This window comes from Paenibacillus alvei DSM 29, from assembly GCF_000293805.1.
Lineage (GTDB): Bacteria > Bacillota > Bacilli > Paenibacillales > Paenibacillaceae > Paenibacillus_B > Paenibacillus_B alvei.
Genome location: NZ_AMBZ01000009.1, coordinates 48,306 through 64,036 on the forward strand (window position 1 = coordinate 48,306; position 15,731 = coordinate 64,036).

Sequence of the window (15,731 nt, forward strand, 5' to 3'; positions counted from 1 at the left end):
TGTTCAATAAAGGAGAGATTCATTGTGAAAAAAACACTTCTGTCCGCTATCGTATTGGGAATGACTTTATCGGGAGCCGCTGGTGTATATGCCGGAAGCAAGCTGGAGAAGATCAACGTTTATCTCAATCACGGCATTACCTTTCAAGTAAACGGAAGCGATCAATCTTTAACAGATAGTAATGGCAATAAGCTGGTGCCGATCACCTATCAAAATACGACGTATTTGCCTGTGCGGGCCATTTCCGACATGACTGGAATCAATGTCGGGTACGATGCCGCCAGCCAGCAGATTCGGCTGAAAACGAAGCAGACCGGCGATAGCCAGCCAGCAGGGGAATGGACAACGATCAATTACAATAAAGCACAGATAAAGGCGATCAAAGAGGCTTACGCTGATTTTGAATCCTTTGAAACGGCCTATGCTCCAAAGCAAATGGCCAAAACCGACAGCTATGTTAAAGCTGTAGCTTCGAGCGATGGAGTCAATTTGATTTTTAAGCATATGACTGTTAATGTGTCGCCACGTGATTATTCGAGCGACTATACATTCAAGGAGGTAAAGCTGTCCAACGGCGTCAGCGCCAAGTGGTATACACCTTCCAAAACGCCGTTGCTTGGTTTCAAACTGGACGACCGGACGGTGACAATCAGTTCCCCTGATGGGACCCTGAGCAGCAGTCAAATCGAACAGGTCGCTGTTAGTGTAGCGAAACTGACTGATAATTAACAAAATCCCCCCTGATGAAGTTGAAATCAGGGGGGATTTTTTAACCCGAAACAAGGAACTCGATCAACGGGCACACTTAGATACATAAAAGGTGAGGCAAACAATACGGCTATTCAAAATTTCACATTAGAGACGTTTATCTTTCTGGAAATTTAGACGGAAGTGTTTTGCATCGCTGTATACACTGAATTTATATCCTTTCTCTTTATAAAATGTAATGATTTCAGGAAGTGCTTGTAAGGTTTGAGCTCTTTCATGCATCAGCACCACTTCTACTTGTTCAGTTGTCTGCTTTTTAACATTTTCGATAATCTGATTCGGATTATCCTTCAACTCCCAATCATGTGAATCAACAGTCCAATCCCAAACTTTTAAGCCAGCCGCTACGATTTGATCCCTTATATATTGACTTTTTAGTCCTGGTACGGAACCGTAAGGTGCTCTTACTAGCTTAGGATTTGTATTGGTAATCACCTTAATAAGAGATAGTGTCTCTCTCATTTCGGGTACAAACTGTCCGTCATTATACAGCTTCTTATGGTTATGGGTCATACTATGTGCTCCAATATAATGTCCTTCTTTACTTGCACGCTTCACATTCTCCTGAAATTTAGTAGTTTGTAGGTTATTGCCCTGCATAAAAAATGTTGCTTTTACATTGTATTCTTTTAGTACATCTAGAAATTGTCCAGTTAATTGACTAGGGCCATCATCAAATGTGAGATAAACAACTTTCTCTTTTGCCAATCCATCAATTGTAATAGGATTTGATTTTCCTAATATAAAGAACAAATTAATTGAAGTTATAAGAACAATGCAAAAAGTTAAGGCCACCTTTCTTGCTCTACTTTTTCCAGTACCATGACTTGAAATGCTCATTTTTCTACTCCATCCTTATTATGAAATGATTTTACATGAAAATGGAAATGTCCCATACATGAACAATAAGAAGAGTAATAGATGGAGATGTAGAAGAGATGCAGATAAGATATAAATCATTTCAAGAATATCCGAAGGGACGGAATCAAATCAGTAAAACACTCGATATGGAGAGCGTCTGCACCCAGAATTGGATCTCCTCTGCACCCGATATTGATTTTTCTATTCTATGATATGGGTATCTTGCAAGAAGGAGATATTGCATATGAAAAGGGTTCAACGATGGGGAAGCATTATTCTATCAGCGGCGATTCTATGGACACTTGTAGCCTGCGGCGCGGCAGACGACAAGGGTCAACTCCGCTCGCTACGACACAGGCGCCTGCGGGCAGCGTTCAGGATTTGTTCTGCAGCAGCTTGTTCGTAGGCGACTCCATTATCGGGGGAACGATGACCTGCTGCCTGAAGCGAACGAAATGGGTTTAACTGTTGGCTCAGACCATCCAGGCTGCGGCTGTGAATAAGGAAACCCATTATTAGACTCTATCGTGCAAATCATGGTAGGGTCTTAATCATTTTCTTCATGGATACTCCACATCGTCGGAACGAATCATTGTTTCCACAACATGATCTTAAACCGTCTTACCTTGAAGATGAAAGTAGTGATTCTCTGTTAAACAAAGGTTTACACGACATTGCATATAAGGTAGTATATAGATGTTAAATCGATCAGAAATTACCATTATAAATGTGTGAATGAAGGAGATTGAAGTCTTGTATTGGAGGTGATCTGAAAATTCAACCCGTTGCCCATCAAGATATGTTGCTTAGTTTCATTACTTCTTTAATAAGACAGCATCCTTGTTGATGAAGAGAAAGCTAAGAAGGAGGCATAATGATGGAAGAGGCTGCACGCAGCGAGAAACATATCGTGAAGAAGGCGATATTCTCAACTGAGATTCGCAAGAAAGTGCAAAAGCTGCAGAAGAGGAACAATTGGTATAACTTTTTCGCAATTAGTTACGACTGGCTCATTATTGCAGGAGGAATCTATTTGGCCAAAGCTTATCCAAGTTGGTGGATGTACTTGATTAGTTTCTGCTTAATTGGCAGTAGGATGAGGGCCTTCGACAACTTAATGCACGAGGCCAGTCATATTTTATTATTTGAGAACCGCAATTTGAATAAGTGGATGGCTTGCTTTTTTGTAGCATTTCCCGTCTTTACTTCCTACACGACTTACTGCAAATCACATTACATGCATCACAAGCACCTGTGGGATCCAGAACATGACCCTGATACGAAGCGCTACGCGTTAATCGGGCTGGATAAGCCCCAGGACAGTATCAAACAATTTCTGTTTCGTCACATCCTCAAGCCCTTAACCTTAACACATGTTCCCAAGTATATTTACGGAACGATTCGTGTAAACATCCTATCCAAGGAAGAACCATGGTCAGAAAAGCTTGCCAAATCAATTTATTGGCTTACAATAATAGCAAGTAGTATTTACTTCGGCTTTTGGAAAGAACTCTTATTATTCTGGTTTGTGCCATTGCTAACGACCTTCCAGATCTTTCGATATTGGGCTGAGATGGCAGAGCATTCCGGTCTGAAAACAGACAATGAACTGTACGCAAGCCGCAACACGTTCGGCAATCCAATTGAACGTTTTTTGATTCACCCACACCACGACAATTTCCACCTTGTTCATCACCTGTTTCCGGCAGTACCGCATTACAACTTGAAGAAAGCACATCTGCTGCTAATGGAGGACGAGGAATATAGGAATGCACATCACTGCACTGGATTTTTTAAATCATTTGTTCCCGGTTTTTTTAGCGCCATTGAAGACATCTGTGGAAGGCACTTTGGCCGCAATAAAAGAATTGAATAGCATCTCAGCAGGACAATAGGAGGAAGGATCTTGACTGTTGCATTTTTTCATGGCGTTGCATTAGCTTTCGGACTTATTATTCCACTAGGGGCGCAAAACGTATTCGTTTTTAATCAAGGCGCATTGCAGAAAAGATTGTCACGAGCATTACCCGTAATCCTAACTGCCGCATTATGTGACACCCTGCTTATCTTGCTGGCTGTGTTGGGCGTCTCCCTCGTTGTGTTGCAGCTTGCATGGCTGCAGCTTATTCTCTTTGGTGCTGGGCTAGTGTTTCTAGTCTATATGGGATGGTCCGTCTGGAAGAGTGAGCCTCCTAACACGGAGCAAGACGGGAATGTATTAAGTGCGAAGAAGCAGATATTATTTGCTCTATCTGTCTCGTTGCTAAATCCTCATGCGATCTTAGATACGATAGGCGTCATTGGCACAAGTTCACTTAGTTATACGGGGAATGAAAAGCTTATATTTACTGCTGCATGTGTCGTTGTATCTTGGTGCTGGTTTTTTGCGCTCGCGATTGCAGGGAAGGTCGTAGGAAAGTTAGATAGCAATGGAAGGTTAATCCGTAATATCAATAAGATTTCAGCCATTATTATTTGGGCAGTCGCGATATACATACTGAAGCAACTGATTGAACAATTGATGGCATGAGGGGTTACCTGTAGTTGTCGTATGACAGTACATAGTGACATCATTTCAAACCGCGTAAAAGCGGTTTTTTCTTTTGTACTAATAGTCAAATGAATAAGACAACTGGTTATGCGACTCCCATCGGTGAATCGATTTAAAAAAGTTAGGGAACGCTATGTTTTGGAATGATACGCAGGCAAAAGCAGCGTTTCCCATTACAAAATGAGGAGTGAACGAGATGGCTAAACACAACGACCGTAACCGAAACGATGATTCTAAACAGAACACGGCTGGTATTGGTACTGGAGAGGCTGTAGGAACAGTAAGTGGTGGTGCCGTAGGTGCTGTAGTTGGTTCCGCTTTGGGACCTGTTGGTACCGTTGTAGGAGGTATCGTAGGCGCATCGTTGGGCAACAAGGCAGGCGATAATGTTGATAATAACAACGGAACTGAACAAGGTAAACAGGACTAGCTCCATATTTTAGTGAGGAAAATCAGGGCGCCGAGGAAACTCAGCACCCTGATTTGTCGGATGACCATAACATAGTGACATCTCAAAATCGTGTAAAAGCGGTTTATTTTTCTTTATGTCATAAGCTCCTGTGGGTATATACCTTCAGGAGCTTTTACCTTTTCAGTATGGAAACATTAAATTTCAAGACTTCAACATGGTTTCTACACAATATGGGTTTAAAATGCAGATAGAAAAGCAGATAGGAGGGGAAATGTCCACTGATGATGATTGTAATGCTGGTTAGTATAGGCAGAGTTCATGAACACAGACATTGCAACAGAGCAGTCTTCAAATGACGAGCAATGGACAAAATAAAGATGGAAATTTATTTTTTGAAAGATAAGGAGAAAAATATCAAACAAAGGCGATTTTTGCAAGAGAGTGCGCTCTTATCTTGAAATGAAAAGTTTATAACGTTAACATTTGAATTAGGATTGAAGAAGCGGGTGAGCAATATGTCAAAAATTCGGGTGCTTGTCGTAGATGATGAATGGAATATGCGTAATTTGCTGCGCATTTATCTCTTAAAGGAAGGCTTTGAAGTTAAGGAAGCCTCATCTGGTTACGAGGCGTTGTCCATCATGAAGCAGAGTAAATTTGATCTTGTCATTTTGGATGTCATGATGCCAGGAATGGAAGGTTGGCAGGTTTGTAAAGCAATACGTGAGACCGAAACAATACCTATCCTCATGCTCACGGCTCGCTCTGATACAAAGGATAAAGTTCATGGACTCGGGATTGGAGCTGATGATTACGTAACAAAGCCTTTTGAACCCGAAGAGTTAGTGGCGCGTGTTTTTTCCTTGTTAAGGCGTTCTATGATCAACCAATCGCAGAAGATTCAGCATACAATTATGGAATTTCATAATCTAAAAATAAACGCAGAAGCTCGCGAAGTTTATATTCATGAAAAAAGGATTGATTTTACGCCCAAAGAGTTTGATTTGTTTCTGTATCTAGCGAAAAATACGCAACGGTCTTTTCCACGAGAAGAGTTAGTTGAACGATTATGGGGTTATGAATACACCGGTGACACTCGTGCTGTTGATACCCATATAAAAAATATCCGAGAAAAACTGCAACACGCAGGTCTTGGCTACAACCCCATTGAAACCGTGTGGGGGGTAGGATACAAATTTACAGCCCAAGGGGTATCGAGATGAGGAAAAATCGAATTGGGGTGAAACTTGGTTTAATCATCATTTCAGTATTCTTTATCGTCATCTCTTTTTTGGGCGTAAGTATCTATCAGATGTTCTCTAACTTTTATCATTCGGAAATGAGAACGGAGGTTGCAGAGATGACCTCTCATTTCATCTCGATGGCAGAAACAACGAAGTCTCCCTCAGAGGAAATGATCATGACCTTCGCAGATTTTTCAAATGTGAGTATGTTTTATATCAATTCTAAAGGCGAAATAACTCTTCATACAGGTGAACACAGTGCTTCAGACCGATCGTTTATCCATCCAGAAGATATTAAGAAGATCTTCTCTGGAAATTCCATTAACTTAGAACACCAAGATCCATTAGGCAATCATTATGTCGTGATTGGACAACCGATCTATCACGATAATCAAGTATCTTCAGCAATTTATGTAATGGCCTCCACCCTAAGTATGGATAAGTCTCTTGCTGCTGTGCAAAATCTGCTGCTCCTTTCAGGAGTAGGAGCCTTTTTACTTGCCATCGGTATAACTTGGGTAATGGCTCAACTCTTTTCCCGACCGCTCATTCTTATGCAACAAGCGACAAAGAGAATTGCCGTTGGAGAGTTAGAAACACGATTAGAGATTCAACAAAAAGATGAAATTGGTGATCTAGCGGAGGCGATCAATAATTTAGCAAACGACTTACAGCGATATCGAGATACGCGGCAAGAATTTTTCGCCAACATTTCTCACGAACTCCGAACTCCGATCACGCACCTTAAAGGATATGCCAATGTGGTAAAAAACCATTTGTATCAGACAGAAGAAGAGAAGGACCGTTATCTAGACATCATTTATCAAGAAGGTGTTCGCCTCCAGCATCTGGTCGACGATCTGTTTGAACTTTCGAAGATGGAAGAAGGTAAGGTCAATCTTGTCATCGAGTGGGTCGATATAAATGACATGATAAATCAGGTCGTAAATAGAGTAACTTTAAAAGCAAAGGAAAAGGACTAGCACTGGTTGTTCATCTTACGGATTCAATTCCGCTAATCCGCGGGGATGGAATGCGAATGGAACAGATCATGATCAATCTATTGGAAAATGCGATACGTTATACGGAACAGGGTACGATTCGAATCCATACGAGTTACACGCATGATACGGTTTCTGTTTCCATAAAGGATTCAGGCATTGGTATTCCAGAGGAGGAGCTTCCGTACATTTTTGAACGTTTCTATCGAGCAGAGAAGTCCAGATCACGGCAAACTGGCGGTACAGGGCTCGGACTATCCATTGTGAAGAAATTAGTGGAGCTGCAGGGTGGGAACATTCAGGTTACCAGTAAGAAGGGGATTGGTACTTGTTTTACGGTTCAATTTGCTCTACCGACGATACAGGAGGGGTCGATATGAAAAAAGTCGACTGGTTGATTGCCGCATTCTTTGTGACGATTGGACTGGTGTGTTTAACCGTGTCGGCTATGTATTATCAAGGAGATACTTTCATAAGTAGAATGGATTATTTCAAACTGAAGACATGCCTAGGGATCGTTGTCTTAGGTTTTCTCATTTATCTCATTTGCCGAATACTTCGATTAAAAAAGCATAAGCGAAATAGAAAGTGACTTCAATGAGGAGTCACTTTTTTTTGGATCTACGCCAATCTACACAATTTCAACATATTTGAAGATTATGATGAAAGTAATTCATCAGACAATTTACTTTTGGATAAGTGATTGACGCTTGAAAGGAGGTGACAACATGAAAAACAAGTTCATAGCGATAGTTGGTGCAACTGTTCTGACTCTTGGAATCGGATCTGCTGTTTATGCGGCAGATGTGAATCCAGGTACCTTTAAAGACATGCTTCCTTTCATGAAAGAAATGCATCCAAATTTAAATGATTCAGAATTGGAGCAAATGTACAACAATTGTCATCAAAGAGGGGGAAATTCTAACTCTCAGGGAATGATGCAAAATAACTCAATGATGCAAGGAAAAGGCGCAGGATCGATTTAATGTACGATTAATCGCAAAAAACATCTAATTGATAGAAATGTGACCCGTATAATATGAAAATTATACGGGTCATTCGCGTTTTCATAAGTTCATGCGTTCAGTTGGCCGACAATTATTTAAACGGAGTTTCGCCCAATGTGCCTTATGCGTCGCCGTATTATGGAGATTTAATATTAATTAAATGCAAGAAAGACAGATCTGCAAACCGTCCCGCAGTAGTGAAGAAAGTCGCGATCCGGTGACGGTTTTTCTCCATCTTAAAGTTGCACTTGCTGTCGTAATCTATTCTCCTTATTATGGAACATAAGAACTGCCCCTTGCAAGGAGTGCTCAAGTCATGTCACAAAAAATTTTGATTGTCGAAGACGATATTCATATCTCGAAAATTATTAAAATGAACCTCAATTTAGTAAACTATGAGACAACCGAGGCTTACGACGGCTTGGAAGCACTGGAGGCGCTGAAGCGGGCGCCGTTCGACCTCATCCTGTTGGATGTGATGATCCCGCATATGGACGGATTCGAATTGATGGAGAACATTCGTCCCTACCGCATTCCGGTCATTTTTCTGACGGCGAAAAATTCGGTATACGACAAGGTTAATGGGTTGAAGCTCGGAGCGGACGATTACATAGTCAAGCCCTTCGAAGCGATTGAACTGCTAGCCCGGATCGAAGCCGTGTTACGTAGATACGGCAAAGAAGAGCGGCTGATGGCGTTTCAAACGATTCAAGTGGACTTGGACAAAAGGGAAGTCCTCAAACAGGGGATACCCGTCGAGCTAACGCCGAAAGAATACGACTTGCTCGTCGTTCTGCTGAAAAACAAAAATATTGCCCTCTCCAGAGAACAGTTCATCGAAAAAGTATGGGGATACGACTATTATGGGGAGACGAGAACGGTCGATATGCATATCAAATCGCTTCGCAAGAAATTGGATCTCCAGGATCATATCAAGACGATTTACAAAATGGGCTACCGGCTGGAGGACTAGGTGATGAAGTTTTGGCAGAAAATTTATGTCTTCACGATCCTCTTATTTCTAATCATCTTTCATGCAGCTTCCATCACGGTCATTGAGCGGAGCCATAACAAAATGCTCGGACAAGAAATCAACAATGCGATGAGTCAAAATATGAGTATCCATTCGAGCGTTGAAGCGATTGTACCGATTTTGCGCATCTATGACTCTATTGATTACGAGAAAACGGTACTAACGAGAATTGCCAATGAATTTATACATAAAAACAGCGATAAACGGGTGTACCTGGATATCAGGGACGAAACGAACCGGTCGGTGTTCAGCAATATGGATTTTCCGCTGCCTGCCGAGCGCAACGAGCTGGACAAGCTGGAGGATAATGAAATCCGCTATATTTTGCGGGACATTGACGAGCGCACGATTCTCTTCACTTCGAACCTGGCGAATATCAATCATAAACCTTATGTGTTTACTTACATGGTAGATGTAACTCCTGTATATCAAGATCGGGTGGATCAGTATCATTTTTTCTTTAAGGTGGATTTGGCGGCCTGCTTCCTGTTTATGTTGATTATGTTCTTCGTGAGCAGAGGATTGACACGATCCATAGACCGGCTGAATAAGACGGCGCAGGTCATCGCTCAAGGTGGATTTTCGGAAAGGGTTCATATGAAGTCCAAAGACGAAATCGGCGTATTAGCCAATAACTTTAATGAAATGGCTGCAGTCGTGGAGGATAAAATTTCGGATCTTGAACGGCTCAATCAACAAAAGCAAAGGTTCATCGATAATTTTACTCATGAGTTAAAAACGCCGTTAACCTCCATTATCGGCTATGCCAATTTTATGAGGACGACGAAATACAACGAGGAGCTGTTCCTTGACGGCTTAAACGTCATTTATTCGGAAGGAAAACGATTGGAATCGTTATCGCTGAAGCTTATGGACTTGATTATGCTTCAAGAGGATCGCTTCGAAATGGAGGCGCATGAGTTCGGAGCCATTGTTGCAGAAATTCGGCCGGCGCTGGAGATCATGGCCAAGGAGAAGCGGGTTCATATCGACACGGATTGCGAGGAAGGGAGCTTGCTTGTCGATCCAGATCTGATTAAGGTACTGATCTTCAATCTCGTAGACAATGCGATTAAAGCTTCGGCAGAAAACCAGACCGTTGAGCTGCGTACTTTCTGGCGCGGCAGCCATTATATTGTTCAGATCGTCGATCAAGGCATCGGGATTGCCGAAGAGCATCGGGATAAAATCTTCGAGCCGTTCTACATGGCGGATAAAGCAAGAACGAGAAGCAATAACGGGGCGGGCCTTGGCCTCTCGATTTGTCAAAGTGTCGCCAGATTGCACCATGCTGACATTCATATTGCAGACAATGAGGTTCAGGGGACAATCGTTGAAGTTGCCTTTGCTTCGATCCAGTCGAAAGGCGGGGAACATTCGTGAAAAAATGGATTGTCGCATTTATGTGCATGGCATTCCTCGTCCTGTTGACCGGTTGTGAAGACTGGTTTAACGCGATCCCCAAGGATAAAGTGATGGTCAAACAAATCATAGAAGAGAACCCGGGCAACGAACCGGAATATGAAGGCTTGCTTTCACAAGAAACGGCGAAGACGCTTAGTCTAAAGGCGATCAATAAATTTTACGAAATGAATGTGGCAATGGATGAGCTTCAATTCGAATCAATGTACGTAGACCAGAACAAGCTTAACGATCTGCTGAACAGCCCGCGGCCGCAAGACGAACCTGTAGTTTACTACGGCGACAAAGTCTTGCCCGATCAAATTTACTATAGAGACAAAGCCTTGCTCGATCAAATCCCGAGAGGTCTATATTATGTAACCCTGACGCAATCTGAGAAGCCCAATGAGGTTTATGATGTGGTGCTGAATGCAAAAGACGGCGATGTTCTCAAAATGTCAAGAAAAGGCCGCCAACAGAGCGCCTCTCAGAGGATTACGGAAAATAAAGTCTTCGATATTGGGGATCGATCCATTATTGCGAATCGATTCATTGAGGAAAAAGGAAGTTACCTGCTGTCTGAATTGACGTTGAATCAAGATATGACGCGGTGGGACATGAATGATGCGGTGGAAATATTCTACACGAGCAAGGACAACCAAACGATCAAATACAGTGTTACGGTAAGCTTGCGAAATGAGGTCAGTGGTTTCAGTAAAGATATTATGGCGCTGCTGAGCTATATTCGAGTTAAATAGCCAGACTCATAGTCTCCAAGTCGATTGCCTATAGCGATCGGCTTTTTTATTGTTAATTTTGGAGCTCCCCGCAAAGTATCTGAAATTACTCTGAAGCCAAAGCTTCACTTAGTGGGGATTGAATTTACAACTTCTATACAAGTCCATCTAACTTCTCATATATCGGCTCATTATACTGACGGAGAACCGCAAGTGCGGTGAATACTATACTGTAATCGAGAGGAAGTGCCTAATGAAAAGATTTTTGATTATCCTGACAACCGTTCTCTCCATGGTCGCCGTTTCGGCCTGCAGCAGTTCCGGTAACGGCAGCGGAAATGGCAATAGAGCCGGAGGAAGCGGTGGCGTCAGTGATCATGCAACCCAAACGGCGCAGAAAGGTCATGCTGCCGAACCGCCGGGAGGAGCGATGCCGCCCCCGTCCGATACGGAGAAAAAAACGGTGGTGTTCTCTACCGGCTTTCCAAGCGATTATTATAAGCTGGCAAAGCAGCAATATGAAGCCAAGCATCCTAATATCACGATTGAGCTGCAATCCGTCGAAAGTGATGATTCCCGAATAGAACAGGATTTGGAGAAATTCGTTAAAACGACGAATACGGCCATGCTATCCGGCAAAGGTCCCGATCTTATCAATTTGGATCAATTGCCTTCTGCCGCTTACATCATGAAAGGTTTATTAACTGATATGTCCAAAATCATCGACACGGATCCCGAATTTAAAAAAGAGGACTATTTCAATAATGTATTGGACGGTATTAAGGCCAACGGTGGAATTTACGGGATGCCGCTATATTTTTTCGTTTATGGTTTAAAGGGAAACCAGACATTCATCGAGAAGAGCGGAGTGACATTCGATGATACGAAGTGGACCTGGGCCGATTTCGCCGAAACCGCCAAACAGTTGACCAAGAATTCGGATAAAGAATATTATCGATATGCCTTAGGCGGAATTCCGCCCGAGATGATGTTGACCAATTTTGTTAAAGACCAGTACGGTTCCTATGTGGATCAAGTTAATGGGAAAGCCAAATTTGATACTAGCAACTTTATTCAGATGATGAAGCAAGTGAAATCCTTGTACGACAATAACATTATTAGTTCAACTGAATTTTCCCTAATTTTCAGCCCGGTTCAAATCAATTCCCCGGAAGATTACATAGAAGAATTAAGGCAAAGCGATTTCGCGGGCAATTATGCTTACAAGTCGAAGCTCTACTTGAGCCCAAATCCCAACGGGGGGAAACCCGGAGCCACGTTCAGGACGTATATGACGATCGGCATCAACAACAAGTCGTCTGTTAAACCGGAAGCTTGGGATTTCGTCAAGTTTATGGTATCCGAAGAAATGCTATCTCAAGCGAAAAGCACCGGTTTCTCCATCAATAAGGCTGCCTATAAAAATAGAGTGAAGGAACTGCTGAAAACGGGGAAGGTAGAATCCATTCAAGAAATCGGCCCTATGAAAGGCAAAGTATTCGAGATTACGCAAAAGGATATTGACGATTTGGAGAAGTTCGTGACCGGAGCCAACTATCATGTGTTGGAGAAGCTCGTGAGCGGCCCCATTTCACTTGCTTCTTCGTCTCAGAAAAGTAGTAACAAAATCGATCAAATTGTGCAGGAAGAATCGATTGCTTATTTCAGCGGGCAGAAAACCCCGGAAGCTGTGGCCGAACTGATTCAAAATCGGGTAACCACGGTACTGAATGAGTAAGCTGCTGCGCAATGAAATGGCCGTGGCTGCGCTCTTCCTGTCGCCAAGCTTGATCGGCTTTGCCATCTTTTATTTGATTCCCTTTATTATGGGGGTTCTATATTCATTTCAAGATAGCCCGGGTAACGGCTCTTTTGTCGGTTTTCACAATTATGAGTCGCTGCTGGAGAGCGCTTCCTTCCGCAAAGCGGCAGCTAACACTTTTCTTTTTACCGGTGTATGCGTACCGCTAATCGTTGCTCTATCTCTATTATTTGCCCATCTTCTGAACCAAAGACTGTTTATCCGGAATTGGCTGCAAACCGCTTTTGTATTGCCGCTTGTTGTCCCTGTCGCTTCCATTGTGATGGTATGGCAAATCGTATTCGACTGGAACGGAACGTTAAATGAATGGCTGCATAGCTTGCATTGGGAGCGGGTTGATTGGATGAAATCAGATTGGGCTATCGTCGTGCTGGCAGTCGTATATGTATGGAAAAACATCGGCTATAACATCATTGTGTTTTTGGCTGGCATGCGGAACATTCCAAAGGAATATTACGAGACGGCGGAGATCGAAGGAGCGGGAAAATTCCATCAATGGACTCATATTACTTTAGTCTATGTAACGCCAACGATGTTTTTCGTCGTTCTCATGTCCATTATCAATTCGTTCAAAGTGTTCCGCGAAACGTATCTGATCGCAGGCGATTATCCGCATGATCAAATCTACATGCTCCAGCATTATATGAACAACATGTTTCTATCGCTGGATATCCAAAAGCTGACCGCGGCGGCCGTTGTTATGGTGGGGGGCATCTTGATTTTCGTAAGCTCCATGCTGGCCATCGAACGGCGTTTCCGGAATTTTATGGAGTAGGCGAGGGGGAGTGAAAGTGGCTATATTTCGCAAGCTTGTGCGAACACTGGTACTGTTCCCGATCGCCACGATGATGTTGTTTCCCGTTGCGGTCACATTTGCCAACTCACTGATGACCGAGGAAGAAATTAACCATAACTACCATCTCATCGGCAAGATGGTTCAGATCGCGGCGGGGGAAAACGACTCATTCATTAATATAAAGCTGATTCCCGATTGGGTATCCTTTAATCAATACTCGGAAGTACTGATCTATAAGCCTATGTTCCTGCAAATGTTTTGGAATTCCGTTTTCTTGGTCGTACCGATCATTGTCGGACAGATTTTCGTTGCGTCTTTGGCTGCTTATGCGCTGGCAAAGCTCCGATTCAGGGGGCGAGATAAGCTGTTTTTCGTTTATTTAATGACCATGCTCATGCCCTTCCAAGTCACGCTGGTCCCCAACTACATCATTGCGGATAAGCTCGGAATCATGAACACCGAATCCGCTATTATTTTGCCGGGAATTTTCAGCGCTTTCGGGGTGTTTATGCTGAGGCAGTTCATGCTGCATATCCCGCAAACGTATATCGAAGCGGCGCAAATGGATGGAGCCGGACATGGAAAGATTTTTTGCAAAATCATCGTTCCGTTGATTCAGCCCGGAATTGCTGCATTAATCGTATTATTGTTTGTTGACAACTGGAACATGGTCGAGCAGCCGCTCATTTTTTTGGAGGACTCCTTCAAGCAACCGCTATCTTTATACTTATCGCGCATTAATGAAGGAGCCCGCGGAGTTGCTTTTGCCGCATCCGTGATTTATATGGCTCCGATGATCTTACTGTTCTTGTATGCGGAGTCCTATTTTATCGAGGGAATCCAGCTATCGGGGATAAAAGGATAGACCTTACATGAGGTGAACGGTATGGAATTACAACGAAGTGAACAGTCAGCAATCGGTCGGAAACGAAACATACGCCTCGTATTTGGCTTGTTTATCGGGCTCTTGGTTGGATTTACACTGTTTAGCAATACGTTAGCAACGATGAGCTTGCCCAAGGTAGTGTTGGCGATGCCGTCCAGGGGACAGCTTGTTCATACTTTTTCGGGCAGCGGGGTGGTGAAATGGAAGGCGGAAACGGCCTTGTCAAACAACTCGGGATGGCGAGTGGAGAAAGTACTCGTTAAGGAAGGGGAGCCAGTGAAGAAGGGACAGACGCTCGTCATATATAACAAAGAAGCGGCCGAGCAGCAAATCTTGGACGAACAGGCCAGTCTGAAAAAGCTGAAGCTTTCGCAGGAAGAACTGAAGCGCAATTTTATCGAGGCTTCGCAAAAAGCGGACGAAGAAGCGATTGCAGCAGCGAAAAATGCGCTTGGCATCAGTGAAGTCGATCTCGAGGTTCAGGAGAGACGAATTCAGAAGCTGCAACATGATTTAAAAGCGAACGGCATGCTGATTGCTCCGTTTGACGGGGTCGTTACAAAGGTCGGCGCGACGGAAGGACTGCCTTCTGGTGGAGCTCCCGAAGTCGTTATTTCAAACAAAAGCTTTGGATTTGAGTTTGAATTCCTTGCCCCGGCAACTATGGCCGCTTCTTTAGAGGCGGGCGAGAGCGTCAAAGTACGGGTGGAGGGAAGCCAGGCTCTTCAAGTTGAAGGCCGCATTGAACATATCCAAAATGCCGTTTCCAGCTATCAGACCGGTGCCCCGGATGGAAAAAGAACGAACGCCGAAGTCTCCATGAAGCTTGTACGGATTACGATGAAAAATCAGGATATAAAAGGCGGCGAGAAGGCTCAGCTCGAGTTGACGAAAGTGACGGACGATGCGCTCCTCGTACCTAATAAAGCGATCCGCGATGACGGCGGCCAAAAGTATGTGTTTGGAATCGAGGAAAAAAATGGTCCGCTCGGCAACGCATTTTACATTCGGAAACTGCCCGTTACCGTTATCGATTCCAATGAATCCGTATCGGCCGTAACCGAAGGATTGTTCGAAGAGGGAAAAATCGTCACCGAGAGCAGCGAGCCGCTTCAGGCAGGCGATAAAATTCGATTATAACAGAACTATGTATCATGAAGTTCAAATTGCTGGTTCGATTCCATGGCTCATCGCTTATAATAAGATACGGAA

At 43.4% G+C, this 15,731-nt stretch carries 18 protein-coding genes; 17 read left to right on the forward strand and 1 reads right to left on the reverse strand.

The features are described 5' to 3' along the window. Window positions 1–24 precede the first annotated feature (24 nt). On the forward strand, window positions 25–729 hold the full coding sequence (locus PAV_RS24645) for a stalk domain-containing protein (RefSeq protein WP_005550693.1): 705 nt from the start codon (window positions 25–27) through the stop codon (window positions 727–729). Window positions 730–855: 126 nt separating this feature from the next. On the opposite strand, the gene PAV_RS24650 is transcribed toward PAV_RS24645, so the two are convergent. Further along, entirely contained in the window at window positions 856–1,608 is a 753-nt protein-coding gene (locus tag PAV_RS24650) for a polysaccharide deacetylase family protein (RefSeq protein ID WP_005550695.1), read from the reverse strand. A gap of 282 nt (window positions 1,609–1,890) precedes the next feature. On the opposite strand from PAV_RS24650, the gene PAV_RS24655 reads away from it, so the two are divergent. From PAV_RS24655 to PAV_RS24730, 16 genes are all read left to right on the forward strand, one after another. Further along, window positions 1,891–2,094 carry a hypothetical protein gene (locus PAV_RS24655; protein ID WP_238555914.1) on the forward strand — a complete coding sequence of 68 codons (204 nt, stop codon included), beginning with the start codon at window positions 1,891–1,893 and terminating at the stop codon, window positions 2,092–2,094. Between the two features lie 412 nt (window positions 2,095–2,506). Then, on the forward strand, window positions 2,507–3,505 hold the full coding sequence (locus PAV_RS24660; protein WP_005550697.1) for a fatty acid desaturase family protein: 999 nt from the start codon (window positions 2,507–2,509) through the stop codon (window positions 3,503–3,505). A gap of 30 nt (window positions 3,506–3,535) precedes the next feature. Beyond that, a complete protein-coding gene (locus tag PAV_RS24665; protein WP_005550698.1) occupies window positions 3,536–4,159 on the forward strand; it encodes a LysE/ArgO family amino acid transporter in 624 nt (207 codons plus the stop codon). Window positions 4,160–4,376: 217 nt separating this feature from the next. Then, window positions 4,377–4,610: a glycine zipper domain-containing protein gene (locus PAV_RS24670; protein WP_005550699.1), complete on the forward strand. Its 234-nt coding sequence runs from the start codon at window positions 4,377–4,379 to the stop codon at window positions 4,608–4,610. Window positions 4,611–5,107: 497 nt separating this feature from the next. Continuing rightward, window positions 5,108–5,815, forward strand: coding sequence for a response regulator transcription factor (locus PAV_RS24675; protein ID WP_040736805.1), 708 nt, complete (start codon window positions 5,108–5,110; stop codon window positions 5,813–5,815). Further along, window positions 5,812–6,819: a sensor histidine kinase gene (locus tag PAV_RS24680; protein ID WP_005550701.1), complete on the forward strand. Its 1,008-nt coding sequence runs from the start codon at window positions 5,812–5,814 to the stop codon at window positions 6,817–6,819. Before PAV_RS24675 ends, PAV_RS24680 begins: the two co-directional genes overlap by 4 nt. A gap of 56 nt (window positions 6,820–6,875) precedes the next feature. Further along, a complete protein-coding gene (locus tag PAV_RS36515) occupies window positions 6,876–7,217 on the forward strand; it encodes a sensor histidine kinase (RefSeq protein ID WP_005550702.1) in 342 nt (113 codons plus the stop codon). Next, window positions 7,214–7,429 (forward strand): hypothetical protein, encoded by a 216-nt coding sequence (locus tag PAV_RS24690; RefSeq protein ID WP_005550703.1) that lies wholly within the window; start codon window positions 7,214–7,216, stop codon window positions 7,427–7,429. The genes PAV_RS36515 and PAV_RS24690 overlap by 4 nt, the downstream gene beginning before the upstream one ends. A gap of 136 nt (window positions 7,430–7,565) precedes the next feature. Continuing rightward, on the forward strand, window positions 7,566–7,823 hold the full coding sequence (locus tag PAV_RS24695; RefSeq protein ID WP_005550704.1) for a hypothetical protein: 258 nt from the start codon (window positions 7,566–7,568) through the stop codon (window positions 7,821–7,823). 337 nt (window positions 7,824–8,160) lie between these two features. Next, complete coding sequence (locus PAV_RS24700; RefSeq protein WP_005550705.1) at window positions 8,161–8,817, forward strand: response regulator transcription factor; 657 nt, start codon at window positions 8,161–8,163, stop codon at window positions 8,815–8,817. A 3-nt stretch (window positions 8,818–8,820) separates the two neighbouring features. Beyond that, window positions 8,821–10,260: a sensor histidine kinase gene (locus PAV_RS24705; protein ID WP_005550706.1), complete on the forward strand. Its 1,440-nt coding sequence runs from the start codon at window positions 8,821–8,823 to the stop codon at window positions 10,258–10,260. After that, a complete protein-coding gene (locus PAV_RS24710; protein WP_005550707.1) occupies window positions 10,257–11,036 on the forward strand; it encodes a hypothetical protein in 780 nt (259 codons plus the stop codon). The genes PAV_RS24705 and PAV_RS24710 overlap by 4 nt, the downstream gene beginning before the upstream one ends. A gap of 232 nt (window positions 11,037–11,268) precedes the next feature. Further along, complete coding sequence (locus tag PAV_RS24715; protein ID WP_005550708.1) at window positions 11,269–12,753, forward strand: ABC transporter substrate-binding protein; 1,485 nt, start codon at window positions 11,269–11,271, stop codon at window positions 12,751–12,753. Beyond that, window positions 12,746–13,612 carry a carbohydrate ABC transporter permease gene (locus PAV_RS24720; protein WP_005550710.1) on the forward strand — a complete coding sequence of 289 codons (867 nt, stop codon included), beginning with the start codon at window positions 12,746–12,748 and terminating at the stop codon, window positions 13,610–13,612. Before PAV_RS24715 ends, PAV_RS24720 begins: the two co-directional genes overlap by 8 nt. Before the next feature lie 70 nt (window positions 13,613–13,682). Beyond that, a complete protein-coding gene (locus PAV_RS24725) occupies window positions 13,683–14,498 on the forward strand; it encodes a carbohydrate ABC transporter permease (protein ID WP_081505832.1) in 816 nt (271 codons plus the stop codon). Between the two features lie 21 nt (window positions 14,499–14,519). Continuing rightward, window positions 14,520–15,659: an efflux RND transporter periplasmic adaptor subunit gene (locus PAV_RS24730; protein ID WP_005550714.1), complete on the forward strand. Its 1,140-nt coding sequence runs from the start codon at window positions 14,520–14,522 to the stop codon at window positions 15,657–15,659. Window positions 15,660–15,731 lie beyond the last annotated feature (72 nt).